The 15,340-nt window shown below is 32.5% G+C and carries 20 protein-coding genes and 1 pseudogene; 13 read left to right on the top strand and 8 right to left on the bottom strand.

Features of this window, described 5'->3' with window-relative positions; translation table 11 throughout:
• The first annotated feature begins 13 nt into the window (after positions 1-13).
• The 4 genes from DN408_RS30920 to DN408_RS30905 all read left to right on the top strand — a co-directional run bounded on the left by DN408_RS30920 (position 14) and on the right by DN408_RS30905 (position 2,348).
• Positions 14-598 carry an SCO family protein gene (locus DN408_RS30920; protein WP_078178903.1) on the top strand — a complete coding sequence of 195 codons (585 nt, stop codon included), beginning with the start codon at positions 14-16 and terminating at the stop codon, positions 596-598.
• Between the two features lie 54 nt (positions 599-652).
• On the top strand, positions 653-1,333 hold the full coding sequence (locus DN408_RS30915; protein WP_016127858.1) for a DsbA family protein: 681 nt from the start codon (positions 653-655) through the stop codon (positions 1,331-1,333).
• On the top strand, positions 1,330-1,767 hold the full coding sequence (locus DN408_RS30910; protein ID WP_016127859.1) for a disulfide oxidoreductase: 438 nt from the start codon (positions 1,330-1,332) through the stop codon (positions 1,765-1,767). The genes DN408_RS30915 and DN408_RS30910 overlap by 4 nt, the downstream gene beginning before the upstream one ends.
• A gap of 62 nt (positions 1,768-1,829) precedes the next feature.
• On the top strand, positions 1,830-2,348 hold the full coding sequence (locus DN408_RS30905) for a PCYCGC motif-containing (lipo)protein (protein ID WP_016127860.1): 519 nt from the start codon (positions 1,830-1,832) through the stop codon (positions 2,346-2,348).
• A gap of 204 nt (positions 2,349-2,552) precedes the next feature.
• On the opposite strand, the gene DN408_RS30895 is transcribed toward DN408_RS30905, so the two are convergent.
• Entirely contained in the window at positions 2,553-3,818 is a 1,266-nt protein-coding gene (locus DN408_RS30895) for a Y-family DNA polymerase (RefSeq protein ID WP_078178902.1), read from the bottom strand.
• 107 nt (positions 3,819-3,925) lie between these two features.
• Positions 3,926-4,156: a helix-turn-helix domain-containing protein gene (locus DN408_RS30890; protein ID WP_002090389.1), complete on the bottom strand. Its 231-nt coding sequence runs from the start codon at positions 4,154-4,156 to the stop codon at positions 3,926-3,928.
• 291 nt (positions 4,157-4,447) lie between these two features.
• On the opposite strand from DN408_RS30890, the gene DN408_RS30885 reads away from it, so the two are divergent.
• The 4 genes from DN408_RS30885 (at position 4,448) to DN408_RS30870 (ending at position 7,246) form a co-directional block, all read left to right on the top strand.
• The gene (locus DN408_RS30885; RefSeq protein ID WP_002069793.1) at positions 4,448-4,768 is read left to right on the top strand and encodes a hypothetical protein; all 321 of its coding nucleotides are present in this window, start codon (positions 4,448-4,450) and stop codon (positions 4,766-4,768) included.
• 15 nt (positions 4,769-4,783) lie between these two features.
• On the top strand, positions 4,784-5,950 hold the full coding sequence (locus tag DN408_RS30880) for an FtsK/SpoIIIE domain-containing protein (RefSeq protein ID WP_078178901.1): 1,167 nt from the start codon (positions 4,784-4,786) through the stop codon (positions 5,948-5,950).
• A 22-nt stretch (positions 5,951-5,972) separates the two neighbouring features.
• On the top strand, positions 5,973-6,548 hold the full coding sequence (locus DN408_RS30875; RefSeq protein WP_016096731.1) for a replication-relaxation family protein: 576 nt from the start codon (positions 5,973-5,975) through the stop codon (positions 6,546-6,548).
• A 341-nt stretch (positions 6,549-6,889) separates the two neighbouring features.
• Positions 6,890-7,246: a YxeA family protein gene (locus tag DN408_RS30870; protein WP_016096730.1), complete on the top strand. Its 357-nt coding sequence runs from the start codon at positions 6,890-6,892 to the stop codon at positions 7,244-7,246.
• A 66-nt stretch (positions 7,247-7,312) separates the two neighbouring features.
• Here DN408_RS30870 and DN408_RS32295 read toward each other — a convergent pair whose 3' ends face one another.
• Positions 7,313-7,444, bottom strand: coding sequence for a hypothetical protein (locus DN408_RS32295; RefSeq protein ID WP_255449166.1), 132 nt, complete (start codon positions 7,442-7,444; stop codon positions 7,313-7,315).
• A 222-nt stretch (positions 7,445-7,666) separates the two neighbouring features.
• On the opposite strand from DN408_RS32295, the gene DN408_RS30865 reads away from it, so the two are divergent.
• The gene (locus DN408_RS30865) at positions 7,667-8,314 is read left to right on the top strand and encodes a lysozyme family protein (protein WP_002069780.1); all 648 of its coding nucleotides are present in this window, start codon (positions 7,667-7,669) and stop codon (positions 8,312-8,314) included.
• Positions 8,315-8,389: 75 nt separating this feature from the next.
• On the opposite strand, the gene DN408_RS30860 is transcribed toward DN408_RS30865, so the two are convergent.
• The gene (locus DN408_RS30860) at positions 8,390-8,500 is read right to left on the bottom strand and encodes an HU family DNA-binding protein (protein WP_158080638.1); all 111 of its coding nucleotides are present in this window, start codon (positions 8,498-8,500) and stop codon (positions 8,390-8,392) included.
• A gap of 473 nt (positions 8,501-8,973) precedes the next feature.
• Positions 8,974-9,048, bottom strand: a pseudogene (locus DN408_RS32600) (recombinase family protein); the annotation flags it as partial.
• Between the two features lie 382 nt (positions 9,049-9,430).
• On the opposite strand from DN408_RS32600, the gene DN408_RS30855 reads away from it, so the two are divergent.
• Positions 9,431-9,859, top strand: a complete 429-nt coding sequence (locus tag DN408_RS30855; protein WP_078179115.1) for a DUF5412 domain-containing protein — start codon at positions 9,431-9,433, stop codon at positions 9,857-9,859.
• Between the two features lie 429 nt (positions 9,860-10,288).
• On the opposite strand, the gene DN408_RS30850 is transcribed toward DN408_RS30855, so the two are convergent.
• Positions 10,289-11,935, bottom strand: a complete 1,647-nt coding sequence (locus DN408_RS30850) for an ABC transporter substrate-binding protein (protein WP_078179116.1) — start codon at positions 11,933-11,935, stop codon at positions 10,289-10,291.
• Between the two features lie 102 nt (positions 11,936-12,037).
• On the opposite strand from DN408_RS30850, the gene DN408_RS30845 reads away from it, so the two are divergent.
• From DN408_RS30845 to DN408_RS30835, 3 genes are all read left to right on the top strand, one after another.
• Complete coding sequence (locus DN408_RS30845; RefSeq protein ID WP_078179117.1) at positions 12,038-13,291, top strand: MDR family MFS transporter; 1,254 nt, start codon at positions 12,038-12,040, stop codon at positions 13,289-13,291.
• Between the two features lie 285 nt (positions 13,292-13,576).
• The gene (locus tag DN408_RS30840) at positions 13,577-13,912 is read left to right on the top strand and encodes a PadR family transcriptional regulator (protein WP_033728700.1); all 336 of its coding nucleotides are present in this window, start codon (positions 13,577-13,579) and stop codon (positions 13,910-13,912) included.
• Positions 13,899-14,570 carry a hypothetical protein gene (locus DN408_RS30835; RefSeq protein ID WP_147740515.1) on the top strand — a complete coding sequence of 224 codons (672 nt, stop codon included), beginning with the start codon at positions 13,899-13,901 and terminating at the stop codon, positions 14,568-14,570. The genes DN408_RS30840 and DN408_RS30835 overlap by 14 nt, the downstream gene beginning before the upstream one ends.
• Before the next feature lie 179 nt (positions 14,571-14,749).
• Here DN408_RS30835 and DN408_RS30830 read toward each other — a convergent pair whose 3' ends face one another.
• Together DN408_RS30830 and DN408_RS30825 are read right to left on the bottom strand one after the other, a co-directional pair.
• The gene (locus DN408_RS30830; protein ID WP_000651002.1) at positions 14,750-14,956 is read right to left on the bottom strand and encodes a helix-turn-helix transcriptional regulator; all 207 of its coding nucleotides are present in this window, start codon (positions 14,954-14,956) and stop codon (positions 14,750-14,752) included.
• Positions 14,957-14,959: 3 nt separating this feature from the next.
• Complete coding sequence (locus tag DN408_RS30825; protein WP_147740518.1) at positions 14,960-15,265, bottom strand: DUF6442 family protein; 306 nt, start codon at positions 15,263-15,265, stop codon at positions 14,960-14,962.
• Positions 15,266-15,340: the final 75 nt, after the last annotated feature.

The following is a 15,340-nucleotide window of genomic DNA, read 5'->3' as shown; positions in this document are numbered from 1 at the left end:
AAAGGGTATACATATGAAAAAAATGCGTGTAATTGGATTACTTATGCTTATTTCCATAATTACGATTCTAGGAGCATGTAGTGATAATAAACTAAGAGATTCACTCGATTGGGATGTAGAAAAGTTTGCATTTACAGATCAGAATGGGAAAAAGTTTGGTTCATCTGAGTTAAAAGAAAAAGTTTGGGTAGTTGATTTTATCTTTACAAGTTGTCAAACAGTTTGTCCACCTATGACAGCTAATATGGCAAAACTTCAAAAGATGTTGCATGAGGAAGGAATTAAAGATGTAGAGTTTGTATCATTCAGTGTAGATCCCGAAGTAGACACACCTGAAAAAATAACAGAATTTATGAAAGTCTATGAAATGGATACGAAGAAAACTCATTTCCTAACAGGATATACACGACCAGACATTGAAAAGTTTGCAAAAAAGAACTTCCAAACCCTTGTAACCAAACCAGAAAATAACTCACAAGTTATACATGGTACGAGCTTCTATCTCGTAGACAAAGATGGAAAAGTTGTAAAGAAATATTCAGGTCTTCAAAACACACCATATGAAGATATCATCCGTGATATTAAACGAATTCGATAACTAAAAAGCTTCTTATTATGTTCCTATTAAACTCTAAAAATTCGAGGTGTTTACATGAAGAAAAAACAAGGCTCTCACATGAAATTATTGTTAATTACCACATTAATCATTTTCGCTGCAGTTACAGCTTTCGTCATCTTAAATAAAGAAGAAAAAGTTGCTACAAATAAGGTGATAAAAGATCTACCTCCTATAGGGAAGCAACCTACTTTAGGAAAAGAAGATGCACCGGTCTCTATTATAGAATTTGGAGATTTTAAGTGTCCTGCGTGTAAAGCTTGGGGTGAACGTATCTTCCCTCAACTCCAAAAAGACTATATTGATACAGGGAAAGTTAAATTTTCATATGTGAATGTTTTGTTCCACGGAACGGAATCTAAATTGTCTGCTTTAGCTGCTGAATCTGTTTATAAACAAGACCCACAGGCATATTGGAACTTCCATAAAGAACTATTTAACGCACAACCAGAAAATCACGATGATCCATGGATTACTCCTGAAAAACTATTAGAAATTGCAAAAACATATACACCAAGTATTAATACTATTCAACTCGAAGAAGATTTGAAAAAACAAGCAGAGCAAGAAGAAGTAAACAGAGATGAGAAACTAACACAAGACTACGGTGTAGAACAAACACCGAGCATTGTTGTGAATGGAACAATGTTATCTGATCCTTATGATTATGAACAAATTAAAAATTTAATTGAAAAAGCATTGAAGGAAAAGAAATGATGAATACAACAAAAAAGAACTTTGAATGGCGTAATTACACCTTATATATGGCATGGATTGTTTCAATGATTGCTACACTAGGTAGCCTGTTTTTTAGTGAGATTCTTGGGTTCATACCATGTGAATTGTGTTGGTTCCAACGAATAATGATGTATCCGCTTTGTATTATTTTAGGCATTGCCACGTTTTATAATGAAAAGAACATTAAAAAATATGTATTACCAATTTCTATTATCGGTGGAAGTATTTCACTTTATCACTATGCAATACAAAAAATCCCTGGTGTTTCAGAGATTAATCCATGCGTCCAAGGTGTCCCTTGTAATGTTGATTACATTAATTGGCTAGGTTTTATCACAATCCCATTTTTAGCTTTAATTGCTTTTTGTATGATTACTTTGTTTATGTTGTTAACGAGATCAAAAACGAATTAATAAAAAACATGTAAACCGAAGCATCACCTATAAAGGAGTTTCTACAGAGAGGAGACAGTATGATGTCAAAGATCATACCTATAGTTTTATTAGTAAGCCTATTAATCGGCTGTAGTTCCGTTACTGATTCATCACCGACTAGTAAAAAACACACACAAAATCAGTTACAAGAAACCAAAAATAAAGGTGAACATTTTAAAGGCGATACTCTAGAAACAACAGCTAATATAGAAACTCTTCCTTCTTTTTTATCATCAACCACAAATGGACAAGTCTCTCAAATTTATGGGATGGTAGGAAAAGACACCGAACTCTTACAATGGATTCCTTGTTACTGTGGGTGTGACGAAAACTCCGACCATAAAAGCAATAAAGATTGTTTTATCCGTGAAATTAAAGAGAACGGTGAAGTTACATGGGAATCACATGCGATGAGTCAAGCTGCTTGTGTAGATATTGCTTTCCAAGCCGTTTTAATGAAACAAAATGGAGCCTCTACTTTAGAAATTCGTGAATACATCGACAAACAATATAAGAACGAAGGTATAAACGCAACCCCAACACCGATGCCTAGCGCTTAATACGTTTTTAGAAAAAGTTATCCTAATTGCTTTTTAACATAACTAATTAAATGTGACTCCATTACCCAAAATGAAATCTCCTAACATATTAGTCATATATAATATGTTAGGAGATTGGTATTTTAAGTGTTTTTTTGATTTAGGTCTTGATAATAAATGGCGTCCATTTCACCATTCCTCTTCCCTTTGGCATATTAGTGTCGTTCATGATTTGTGCCCTCCTAACAATGTGTTTCTGTATCTTGCTGTAGCACTATTTGTATAAGAAATTCCTCTTAATATGCTATTCTTACCAAACTTAGTGCGTATTTCATCCATTACCTTCGTTAATTTCATTTCTTTTTCTCGTTGTATTACATTGTCAAAAAGAGATATTTGTTCTTCACCTTCATTGATTAAGTTGGTTAAAGAAACATTGATGGATCTAATTGGTTCCCCGGTATAAAACTTATGTAAAAAATATGTACAAATATGATAGATATCCATTGTTAAATTGGTTGGTCGATTCATAGTGTGAATTTTTCTGAAACCGCCAGCGTAGTTTTTACTGTAACCAATGGAAAAATGGATTGTTTGAGCTAGTTTGTTTTGTCTTCTCATTCGATAACAAACTTCCTCGATATGTTCCAGTAGGATGATCGGGAATTCCTCTATCGTGTAATCACGCATGAGTATTTGGCTCTTACCCATTGAAGTTGTTGTTGGTATGTATTTTTCTGCAATACGGCTAAAATCAATGCCGTTGCTATGTGAGTGTAATTCTTCGCCAATAACCCCAAAGCTTTGTTTTAAGTATTTGAGCGGGTATTGCGCTAAGTCTCCAATTGAATGTATTCCTTTTCGATTTAACTTTACTTCTGTTTTACTCGAAATCCCCCAAAACTTACTAAGTGGTCGTATCGGCCATAATTTTATGGGTACATCTTCGTACTTCCAATATGCGATGCAGTCTTTTGTCTTCTTCGCTTCCACATCTAAAGCAATCTTACTCATTAAAGGATTAGGCCCAATCCCAATTGTGCATTCAATTCTTGTTTTCTCATATATTTCACGTTTGAATTTCAACGCAAATTCATATGGCTCATTCGCAAACAGATGGATACTATTTGTAATATCCATAAAGAATTCATCGATGCTGTATTGGTGGAAATCCTCAATCGGAACGTATTGTAAAGCTAATTTTGTTATGTAATTTGAGCATTTTATATAAGTTCCCATGATTGGATTTACTACAAGAATGTCTTTACGCCGTGGTATTTCGTACAACCTTGCCATTTTCTTAACACCTAATGCCTTTAATGGTGGTGTTGCAGCCAAAACAATGGAGCCACTCCTGTTCACATCTCCTACTACAGCTAATTTAGTATGCAGTGGGTCTAAGCCCATCTTGATACAGGACACGCTTGCATAAAAGCTGCGAAGATCTACACATAAAACAATTCGATTTGGCAAAATTGAGTAGTCATACACCGTTATGCCTCCTTAAATGAGAATGTATGTTCTTATTATATACGAATATGCGTTCTGTTATAAAGGTTTTTAAAAAAAAAATAAAACTGACTCTAGTTAGCCAGTTTTTACATATCCCAAAAATCGGTGGATTTAACGTTGGGTTTTATTTGCCTAATAACTTTTAAAATTTTTTTCATTACAGTTGGACTAGGTATGTATTCTTTATCATTGCACGCCTTTGAAACTGTAGGGCGACTTAATTTCGCGTTCTTTTCTAAATCATTTTGGGTGAAGCCATTCCGATCTAAAAAATTACCTAATTTCGTTCGGTTTTTACCTCCGAATTTCCAAAACACTTAAATCCCTCCTGAACCCATTTTCAACATTGTGGACATAAATGTAAAAAACTATTCGCATAGACGGAAAAAGTTTTTTACATAATGTACAAGCTGTCCACAATATGATGTATCAAAGCAGCTACCACGGTATTTATTAAGGTAGAAGAATAAGAGGTTACCAAAGTAAGTTGCGAATGATTACCACATTATTTATCAAGATTTCTACCAAGGTAAAACTACCACGGTATTAAGTAGATGAAGCTATGTAATATCTATATTCTAAATTCTGTTTATAAAGGGGGCATTTAAATGCGTGCTAGGAAAGAAACGATTCCTTTTCGCGAGTTTATGGATCGGTCATACAAAGATAAAGAAAAGAAAATACGTAAATACAATTCATTAAGTCCTTTCGCATTCCTTCATATGTCGGATCAGGTATTACATACTTACATTGCATTAGGAGTTATGGGAACGATTTTAATCGGAGCAGTCATGTTAGAAAAATACTTGGTGCGACATGACTATATATCGGCAGCTAAATTTGTAAGTGAAGGTATTTATCACGGAACGCGAATTGGTGGAGTTTGCTTGATTGGATATGTATTTGTTCGTATCGTAATCATGTTTTAAGGAGGGAAGGGAGTAATGGGGATTATAAAGGAGTGGCTTCGTACGCAAAGGTTAAGGAATCAGCTTATGGAGGTGTTCGGAAAAGCAGGTTTATATGCGGAACATCAAACACGCGGGGGAAAAGTGCCTATTTATCCAAAGGTACATAATGTTTCTTCTTCAGCAGAAAGCGTGAGGTATGTTTTTACCATACCAAACGGATTAGATCCACAGAAGATTGAAAAGAAGTGGTTTTGTTTTCAGCAAATATTAGGACGGAATATTACGATTGAAGGTGATGTGAAAAGATTTGTCCTACATGTATTCCGTTCAAATGCTGGGCTAAAATCGTACAATTATTGTTATAAAGAGTGGCAGCCACTATTAAAAGGTTACCGTTTACCTGTTGTGGTTGGCAGGGACCAATTCGGAAAAATGATTGCGTACGATATGATTGACTCCAATTCACCGCACTTATTAATTGCAGGGGAAACGGGAAGCGGGAAAAGTAGTATGGTACGTGTTGTACTATCCACACTCATTCAATATATGTCTCCTGATACGTTGCATTTGTATCTTGGAGATTTAAAAAACTCTGAATTTCATTTCTTGCGAAGAGTGAAGCATGTAAAAGAAGTTTGTATGGAAGAAATTGAAATGAAAATAATGCTTCAAAAGGTGTGGAAGGAAATTAGAGAACGAAGAAAACTTATGGAAGAATATGAGGTTGATCATATTGATGCCTACAACAAATTAAATCCAGATCATCAAAAACCATATATTCTACTTGCTATCGATGAAGTGGCTATGCTTAAAGATGAAAAAGAGTGTATGACTACAATTGAAAAGATTTCAGCAGTCGGTCGATCACTTGGAGTTTTTCTTATGCTTAGTATGCAGCGGCCAGATGCGAAAGTGTTAGATGGTAAGTTAAAACTAAATATGACCGTTAGAATCGGCTTTAAATGTGATAGTGCAATTAATAGTAATATCATGGGTACTCCTGGTTCAGAGCACTTAGAGCAATCTGGCCAAATGATTTTAAAACAAAATGGATTAAAGAAAGTGCAAGCTCCTTATTTGGAATTAAGTAAGGCGAAACAAATTGTTAAACCATATTGCACGTCTAAAGAGGAGAAAATACTTCAGAATTCATCGCAAGAAGAAATTCCGTTATTTGGGGTGTTAGATGATGAAGAGTAGAGATAAAGGAATTTTGAATGATTTGAAGCGATTTAGATGCATGTCCCGTGACGATATTATTGACTTGCATTTTCAAGGCTTAAAGAATGCGGTAACTTGCTGTAATACGGTTATGAAACGATTAAGAAGAGATGGCTATGTTGATGCGAATGTTTGGCAGCACCCATACATTTATTTTCCGCAACCGAGTTCTATCAGAAAGACAAGTCAAAAAACCCCTCATTTCCTTGGTATTGTGGACGTATACAAACAACTCGTTCATTATGAAAATCCTAAACTATTCAAAGTTGAACCAAAGTATGGGAAAGAATATATGGAGCCGGATGCTTTTACTATATGGCGTAGATCACCATTCTTTATTGAAGTTCAAAAGTCAGTGTACAGTAAAAAAATAATGCAAGATAAGATAAACAGATACGAGTTATACTTCCATAGCCAAGAATGGCACAATGAATCCTGGCAACCGAAAGGTTCTAAATTCTTTCCTTCAATCCTTATAATTACTGACAAACATTACGACGTTCAATCTCCCCATTTTCGTATATTTCAGGCGAATTCTATAGAAAGTTTTATGAATAATTTAGCGGTGAAATCATAAAGAAAGCCTGCATAGTGCAGAGCTTTTTTCTTTTTGATAATGTATTAAGCCGTGTGTGATGCGGATTGTTAGAAGGCGGTAAATGAGGGGAGTTAATTTGAAACAAGTCATGAAATAGTAAAGAACATGAAGAAGAAAGTAATCCTTCAAATGATTTTCAATGGTTAAGCAAATATTTCATTGTATAGCGTCTAGGGGGATAATATCTCATTTGTAAGTATTTACGTAGTTAATTTTGTTATCTTACGAAAATGTAATGTGGACGTCATGTTTTTGAATTTCTCTTCAAACAAAAACAGAATAAGATTACAGTATAATAGAAAATCAAAGAGGTGAACAACATGAAAAGACATATTGCACTTTTTAGTATTTTAGTTATATTTGCAAGCTTATTAGTTGGTTGTGATATCAACCGTATGGGTAAAGATGAATATTACGTTCAAATTACAATGGATGGAAAAGAGGGAGTTTCAAAATCTATGGATGGTGAAGTGATGGGAAAGGAGTATGAATATATATTATCGGGTTTTGATAAGGAAGGTAAAGAAAAGGAGTTAGAATTTACTGCGCAAAAGAATCTTCGTAAAAAAGCATTCCTACGTGTATATCACTCAGATAAAAAAGGTGTAACAGCTTGGGAAGAAGTGCAGAAAGACGAGCTTCCTACGATAGTGGAAGGAAAATTAGGTGTGAAATAATCAGTTATTTGTGATGGTAGATTCTCCTACGTGGAGGGTTCGCCGTTTTTTCTTATATTTTATCTCTTAGTTTTCCATATAAAGTATATTAAAAAGATAGGGTAAATCTTTTTCTAAAATGATACCTCCAAAATTAATAACTTGTACGATAATCTCTGAATTATCACTAAATCCATTCATATCAACAAGTTGTCCCACATATCCGTTTGTACCAATACCTTTTTAATGTAAGCATAAAAAATGCCCTTTATCTTATCTTTATCTTATCTTTACCTTATCTTTAAATTTTTATATTAAACTTTAAACCTTAAAGTATTAATGTTTAAGTCTAAAAAGGAGCTGGAGATAGATTTCTATTACATATTTTGTAAATAACCAATCACCTTTGAAAAATAGAATTTCTTATACGAGGAGGAATATATGAAGAATACGAGTAAAATAAGAATTATTATATTATTCTTTATTAGTATTTTAGGTTTAGGAACAATGCTTGGAATACTATATCTTAATCATAAAACCAATATTCAACAAAATAAAGCGCTTGCGACCGAAAAACGTGTTTTGCAATATGAGCTCACCTTGAAAAAAGAATTAGAAAAATATAATTTAGGAGAGAAAACAGCAGTTTTATTAGGAATTATGTACCAAGAGAGTAGAGGTGAGGGAAACGACCCTATGCAGTCTTCTGAATCACTGGGATTAAAGCTAAATGAAATTCAAGAGACAAGCTTGAGCATTAAACAAGGGGTAAAACACTTTGCTCAAATGTACAAATATGGAACGGAAAAAGATGTTAGCATGGAGACAATTATTCAAAGCTATAATATGGGACCAGGGTATATTGATTTTATCGCCAGTCAAGAAGTTAAACAACACTCGGAAGATTCGGCTAAAAAGTTTTCTAAGATGAAAGTTGATCAAAATCCAGCGATGTACACTTGTGGTGGAAATAAAAATAATTTTAGGTATCCATATTGTTATGGTGATTTCACATATGCCACAAAGGTGAATGAAAAAACAAAACTTATTGAAGAACTTCTTCGAAATGTATATAACTCTTCTAAATAAGCTGCAGAATGAAATATAATGATACCGTCAGTTATTAACAATAAAATATTAGAATATAACTTATATTTTAAGTTCTTAGCTGGTTTTAAAACCTGTTAATTTTGAAGGAAGACTCTTCATCGCTTCTCCTGTTTTTGGATTACGACCGTTACGCTCTGCTAGTTCCTGGACTTCGGATGTCCTCAAAAAACAAGTAACTGTACTTTTTCTCCTTGTTGTAAAGATTTTGCGATTTGGTCCAATCCTATTTGTATCGCTGAAAACGCATCTTTTGTGTTAAGTTTGTTTCTTGTTTAATGAGTTCCATTTTTTCATCTGTCACACCTATATATTCGGCAAGATTTCAGTAATCATTATAACGTGTTTGCTATATGTAAAACGAGTTTCTTACTTGCATTATCATATTTATACTAGAGAAAGTTATGCTGTCTTCGAAAAATTCAATCAATATTTAAAAAATGTCAGAGAAGGATTTATATCTGATGTACTGACAGGCGTGTTGTTTTTTTGTATATCTTCAATGTTCTTAATATAGCTACTTTACTTGTTTTATTAATAATTTGTATTTTGAAATTCAAGGAGGATATTGATGTACTTTTGCGTAAGTGAATAGTTTTCTGTTGAGTTTATTGCGAATTACGAATATGATGCATGGGGGAATCTTCAGAAATACTTATCTCTGATGCGGTCGCGAGTCGTCTCTCAATAGATTGATCTTTACTACTTACTCTAATATACTAAAAATTTATTTCATAATTCATGATCTAGTCTAATAGGGGCACGGCAACATACCCATCAACTTAAAAATTCAGAAATACCCCAAAACGAAAAAATGAGCTTTTTGTTACAAGTTAGCACAAAATTTCGTTCTGGGGTATTTGCATTTCTTAGCTTGATGGTGATGTGACGCTACCCCATACCCATCAAGCTAAAATTTTAAAGTACCCCCCAGAATGAAAATTCTATTCATTATTAACTACTGATAACGAGAATTATGTGAAATATGCCCTTTTTATAAAAACTATTAAGGTAGGATTTTTATTTTTTGATATATTATACCATTTATTTAATGGTATAATATGGTTTACATTCTATGGACTGGAGTTGAATGAATGAGTGAGTATTATAAATACAAAAGGTGAAATTAAAAAAACAAAAAGAAAAGTATTAATAACTATACTTACTATGTTAGTAATTATAATTGGATTTGGATATTGGGAATTTTTTAGTTTGCAAGGTGTTCCAAAAGGTGAATTAATTCGAACAGTGAAATCTCCAGATGGAAAATATCTCATTAAGACTTATTTTCATAATGCAGGATCATTAAGTGCGGATGCTGTTAGGGGTGAATTAGTTAACCTTGATACAGATTCAGAAAAAAATATATATTGGAACTATCCAGATAAGGATCCATATATTGAATGGGTAAATAAGAATATTGTTAGAATTGGAGATCAAACTTTAGATATTTCACAGAAAGAAACCTATGATTGGCGTGATGATGATAAGCACGTTAAAGAAATGCCTAAACAATTTATTAGATAAAACAAGAAAAATTAAATTTATTCAATCTTATTTGTTTAACTATAGATAGGATTATATGAGTGAAAAGTCCCTTTAGAAGATCTAAAGGGACTTTTTTAGGTTTCTAGATACGACTACTGATAATTGGTGTTATATTAAGGAGTCTCGCCACATCGTCATCAAGCTTAGAAATTGATGGTTCCCAAAAACGAAAAAACGAGCTAACTTCTCATAGATAACTGTGGAGAGATAATAATTTTGTTTTGTGAGTCCTTCAAAATATTGACAACATGGAGATAGTGTTAGTTATTGTTTAAGTTGATGACTCTAAGATACCAGTTTAGTTGACCTGATAGCGATGTATGCGTACTCCTAAAAAATTTACCTTTGGCATCAGGGAAATTAAATAGGGTGATAATTATTACAAGTGAATTAGGTTTCCTGTGAATTTTAAATTAAAGGTCTTATCCAAAGTTGAGAAAAATCCACATATCCAAAATATTTCATCTTAATATTCGTTAAATCTGATGAAAAAGGAATTTGACGTGTATCATAGTATAAGGGAATCATAATAGAGGATTCTATCAGTTCTTTTTCAAGATTCTTATTTAATGAAGCCCACTCCTCAAAATGTGTATGTTTGTATTTAGAAAGGTGTTTTTTTAGTGATTTATTTGTTTTTAAAACCTTAGCCAATGGTGAATATCTAGCTGTTAAAAAATAATAAAATGATATCTCTTGATTCATCTCGAATACTTCACCATGAATAAAGAGATCGACTTGTTCATTAAGTTTTTCATCCCTAAGATAGTTTTCAAATGGAACCCATTTAACTTGAAAAGGTATATTTTCTTTTTCTAAGATATTCATTAACCATTTTGTTGTCGCTTCTGTATACTGAGTAGCTTTTATTATAAGTGGTTCTTTAAATTCGGGACGTTTTCTTTTTGAAATATTGACTTGATGATCTATGTCTTTCAAACAGCTTTTAATATTTGGGGTTTTTTGAGAATCATATTCATGAATATGATTCATATTGTTAGCGATAATAGAATGTAAGTAATTACGAACATCTATGTGTTGAATTGACGAATTACGCCAAGCATTCATAATTATAACACCGAAACCTGAATTCCTTTCTACTTGAAAGGTAGAATTACTTTTATGGTGTTTGGAAGATTGATAAATAGTATCAAATTCTAGAGGGACCTGAATGAATTCTACTGTATCTAGCAAAGGTCTTTCTTGAAAATAATCATGAAATGCTATCAATGATGTTTTCTCCTGGTTATTCTCTCCTATATAAAAACCACCGGTTCCTATGATTTGGCCGTTATTTTCTTTATAAATGCTTGTATTTATCATGCATAACATTTGTAAACAATAACTACAACTATCTGGATAATGTATATCAATAATTAATGGTGATACAATCTCTATTTTTTCTATGGGTGCCCATAAGTCTTTATAGTATTTATGACTACGTAGTTTTGAGAGACATAGTTTCACGTCAGCCGCTGTTAAGATGGATCCATCATGAAATTTTATAGACTTTTTTAAATATAGTCTAAGCTTAGATTGAGTTAAATCCCAACTGTGAGCTATTTCAGGGAATATGTTCCCCTTTTCATCCATATAAACAAGTCGATTGAAAACGTTCGCGACAATATGTGCACTATGTACATCGGCAGCCTCGAGCGGGTGTGTTGTTAAAAAGGGCTTTCTTCTAGGAATAATTAATTTATCATCCGAATTATGTATATAGCCAAATTTTGAATGAAACTTAGTCATCAAGCGTAGTTTACTGTTTGGAGACCAATTATATAGTAAATATTTACTGCTTTTTTCAACAGGCTGTTGATCCATAATTTCCATTACTTGTGACTCATAGATTTGTTCTATATTTTTCAACCATTGAAGAGAGGAGGAATTTCCTCTGCCTTTTCCAGAAGTGAAAGTCAGCCAATCTTCATCCATCCATTTATGTAAGTAACGTACTGTTTGCTTTGTACTTAAATTAAAAAAATCTGCTAGGTCTTGTATTTTTATACTTCCTGAAGAAAATGATTGCCATAGATTCAGTAAATTTTTATCCATTTTCCTATCTCCTTTTATAAGCGGACATGTTTTTCTGGATATGTCCATTTTTAGTTTGATAAGTCTAGTTTAATATAACATTAGACAAAAGGAGGAGATACGATGAATTGGAAAGACTTTGAGCAAAATATAAAAGTACGCTTAATTACATCGTTTTTTAATCGTGCTGTTACATCAGCAGTAATGCCTTTCATGGCATTGTTTTTTGCTCAAGAAATAAATAAAGTATGGGCCGGGTTATTTTTAATCTTAACGGTTATTTTGAGTTTTTTTTCAAATTTAATTGGAGGTTACATTTCAGATCGCTTTCAACGAAAGAAAATCTTATTGTTAACTTCTTTTTCTAGTACTTTGATGTTTTTATTCATGACTTTAAGCTTATATCCTACAGATAAGATGATTTGGTTATTTGCAATTACTTATGTAGGTTTTATAATATCTAGCAGTCTTGGGCGCCCATCCATGCAAGCTATCATCATAGACTCAACTACACCAGAAAATCGAAAGGCTGTTTATACAATTGACTATTGGCTTATGAATCTTTCTATGTCAATTGGTGCAGCATTAGGTGGTTTTTTATACATTAATCACCAAAAAGAGTTGTTTATATTACTGACTTTTGTTTCTGCTACATTACCAATTGCTTATAAAATTTGGCTAGTTGCAGAAGTTAAAGAGTACTTAGAAAAAAGGAATGGAAATATAGTACTTGATCTAATTCAAAACTATAAAGTTGCTATTCAAGATAGAGCATTTTTAAGAGTTGTAATAGGGTCTACCTTCATATTTGCGGCAGAGTTTTCTTTAAACAGTTATATTGGTGTACGACTTTCAGAAACATTCAATCCAATAAGCATTGGGAACTTTGAAATAGTAGGAGTGAGGATGCTAAGTATTCTTAACATACAGAATATGCTTTTAGTAGTATGTTTAACGTTTATTGTAAATAAATTTACAGATCGTCTAAGTGGAAAAAAAGCGTTACTTTTAGGTCTTGTGCTATATGGTGTAGGCTATGTGACAGTAACATCTGCAAACACTTGGTACGTACTGATTATTTTTAATTTTATTGCCACTGTTGGTGAACTTGTCTACTCCCCAATCAGAAATGCAGAACAAGCTAATATGATTCCGGCTGATAAAAGAGGATCGTATTCAGCTTTTGCAGGTCTAGCATATATTGGTGCGGATCTAACTGCAAGAATGACTATTATCATTGGTGCATTTTTGGTTCCTACGATGATGTCCGTTTACATTGGTATCATTGCAATAATGGGGACATTCCTCTTATACACTGGACTGTTTGTTAGAACCAATATTCAATCTCAGGAACGGTTGAATAAAATGTCATCATAATATAATACTTTAAATGAAAAAATACGCTATTCTTTCTATAGAATCGTAGGAAAGGATGGCGTTTTTTTTTATTTTAGAAAACCATGCAATTTTTAATTTGCTGACAACGTGGAGTAATACATAACATAAATAGAAAAAATCCCTAACAATATCCAAAAGAATTGTTAGGGATTTTTGTTAGTCTTTTAATAAAGACTAACAGGTGACTTGCAAAGCAAGTTACCTGGTGTTACACTCTAACTACATACTAACTTGCATAGCAATCTACTGAAAGGAGATGAATCGATGCATAGCCAAATGCTAAAAGGTGTATTAGAAGGCTGTATTTTATATATCATCTCACAAGAAGAAGTATACGGTTATGAGCTAAGTACCAAATTGAATCAATATGGCTTTACGTTTGTAAGTGAGGGCAGTATTTATCCACTTTTATTGCGTATGCAAAAAGAAAAGTTAATCGAAGGAACTTTGAAAACCTCTAATCTAGGACCTAAACGTAAGTATTATCATTTAACAAAGAAGGGATTAGAACAATTAGAGATATTTAAGGAAAGTTGGGATATGGTATCAACAACTGTAAATCGGTTATTAGGAGGGGAAAAACAAAATGAAACCAGATGAAATGGCTAAAATGAATAATGAAAAAAGAGAGCTACTAACAGAAGAAAATGAACTAGCTTATGGAAATATGTTAGTGTATATTCGCTGTTCAAATGTTCCTGAAAGGCAATCAGAAGAACTATTATTGGAGATTTTGGACCACCTTCTTGAATCTCAAAAAGAAGGAAAAAATGCTTATGATGTATTTGGGGAGGATCTTCCAGCGTATTGTGACGAATTAATTGCCGCCCTACCTCAACAAACAATGTTTGAAAAATTTCCAACAATTGGTTTTATTATTAGTTTACTACTTGCTATTCAATTTGGAATAGATACGATATCTGCTGTAATAACTTCGTTTTTTCAAAAAAACTATCCAACTGAAGGTGTGTCATTTGATATTCTGGAAACCACACTATCTGTCATAATTCTTATTGGAGGTCTTTATATTATTTTATATGTAATGAAAGGATTCTCGTTTAAATTCATAATGAATTGGAAGAGCCGAATTATATTTGTATTATCAATTTCTATTCCATTTGGAATATCAGTATTATTACATATGTATTTTAAAAAACACCCTTATCTTTCTTATAACTTAAGTTTATGGCAAGGTGCCTTGATAACTTTATTTTTCTATATTTTATATAAATTTTTATTTAAAGCATCAAGATTCTAATAACTTATTTAAAGAGCACATATATCGCTATTAAGCTAACAAAATTAAATTTTCTTAAAATTAAAAAATACGCTATTCTTTCGGTAGGCTCATAGGAAAGGATGGCGTATTTTTTGCTTTATGGATAATAAAAAATTAGATTGATAGGGATTTATTTTGACTCCCAGTACACCAATTAATCAAAAATAAAATAATTCTTCAAATTTTTTATCTAGTGCTATACAAAGTACTAATGCTAACTTTGCAGTTGGACAAAATTGTCCTGTTTCAATAGAACTAATTGTTTGCCTAGATACTCCTACCATTTCAGCTAATTCTCCCTGTGATATTTTTTTCTCAGCTCTTGCTACTTTCAAACGATTTTGCAGTACTAATTCATCTTTCAATTATCATCCCTCCAGAAAGAAAGCTATGGCACTTGCAATTGTACTCATTATTGCTAAAATGCTTGCAATAAGAAATTTTTGTGCTTTCAATTTTTTAAACTTATAAAAGCTGGTACTAGCTATATAACCAGAAAAAATTGAAATTAATTCGTAACTTTTAATACCATGCATCAATTTCCAAGAACTAAAAAATAGGACTAAAACAAGCACAGCCATTAAACCGTAATTAGATGAATCTAATTCTATAAGTTCTTTACGTTCATCTCGCCCCATTTTTTTGTATTTTCTTAATATCTCCTCTTTTTGCATCATTAGTAACCACCCCTTATTAATTATATTTTTATTGTACAGTTTTATTATCATTATGACAAGTTAACTTGTCAT

This window comes from Bacillus sp. AR13-1, from assembly GCF_008042285.1.
GTDB classification, from domain to species: domain Bacteria; phylum Bacillota; class Bacilli; order Bacillales; family Bacillaceae_G; genus Bacillus_A; species Bacillus_A mycoides.
Note: the sequence above shows the minus strand (reverse complement) of the source record. Positions and strands in the feature narration are given on the sequence as shown.

Bases quoted from the DNA above. Each gene is read 5' to 3' on its own strand.
- DN408_RS30920 (WP_078178903.1), top strand. From the start codon at position 14: ATGAAAAAAATGCGTGTAATTGGATTACTTATGCTTATTTCCATAATT.
- DN408_RS30915 (WP_016127858.1), top strand. From the start codon at position 653: ATGAAGAAAAAACAAGGCTCTCACATGAAATTATTGTTAATTACCACA.
- DN408_RS30910 (WP_016127859.1), top strand. From the start codon at position 1,330: ATGATGAATACAACAAAAAAGAACTTTGAATGGCGTAATTACACCTTA.
- DN408_RS30905 (WP_016127860.1), top strand. From the start codon at position 1,830: ATGTCAAAGATCATACCTATAGTTTTATTAGTAAGCCTATTAATCGGC.
- DN408_RS30885 (WP_002069793.1), top strand. From the start codon at position 4,448: ATGCGTGCTAGGAAAGAAACGATTCCTTTTCGCGAGTTTATGGATCGG.
- DN408_RS30880 (WP_078178901.1), top strand. From the start codon at position 4,784: ATGGGGATTATAAAGGAGTGGCTTCGTACGCAAAGGTTAAGGAATCAG.
- DN408_RS30870 (WP_016096730.1), top strand. From the start codon at position 6,890: ATGAAAAGACATATTGCACTTTTTAGTATTTTAGTTATATTTGCAAGC.
- DN408_RS30865 (WP_002069780.1), top strand. From the start codon at position 7,667: ATGAAGAATACGAGTAAAATAAGAATTATTATATTATTCTTTATTAGT.
- DN408_RS30850 (WP_078179116.1), bottom strand. From the start codon at position 11,935: ATGGATAAAAATTTACTGAATCTATGGCAATCATTTTCTTCAGGAAGT.
- DN408_RS30845 (WP_078179117.1), top strand. From the start codon at position 12,038: ATGAATTGGAAAGACTTTGAGCAAAATATAAAAGTACGCTTAATTACA.
- DN408_RS30840 (WP_033728700.1), top strand. From the start codon at position 13,577: ATGCATAGCCAAATGCTAAAAGGTGTATTAGAAGGCTGTATTTTATAT.
- DN408_RS30835 (WP_147740515.1), top strand. From the start codon at position 13,899: ATGAAACCAGATGAAATGGCTAAAATGAATAATGAAAAAAGAGAGCTA.
- DN408_RS30825 (WP_147740518.1), bottom strand. From the start codon at position 15,265: ATGCAAAAAGAGGAGATATTAAGAAAATACAAAAAAATGGGGCGAGAT.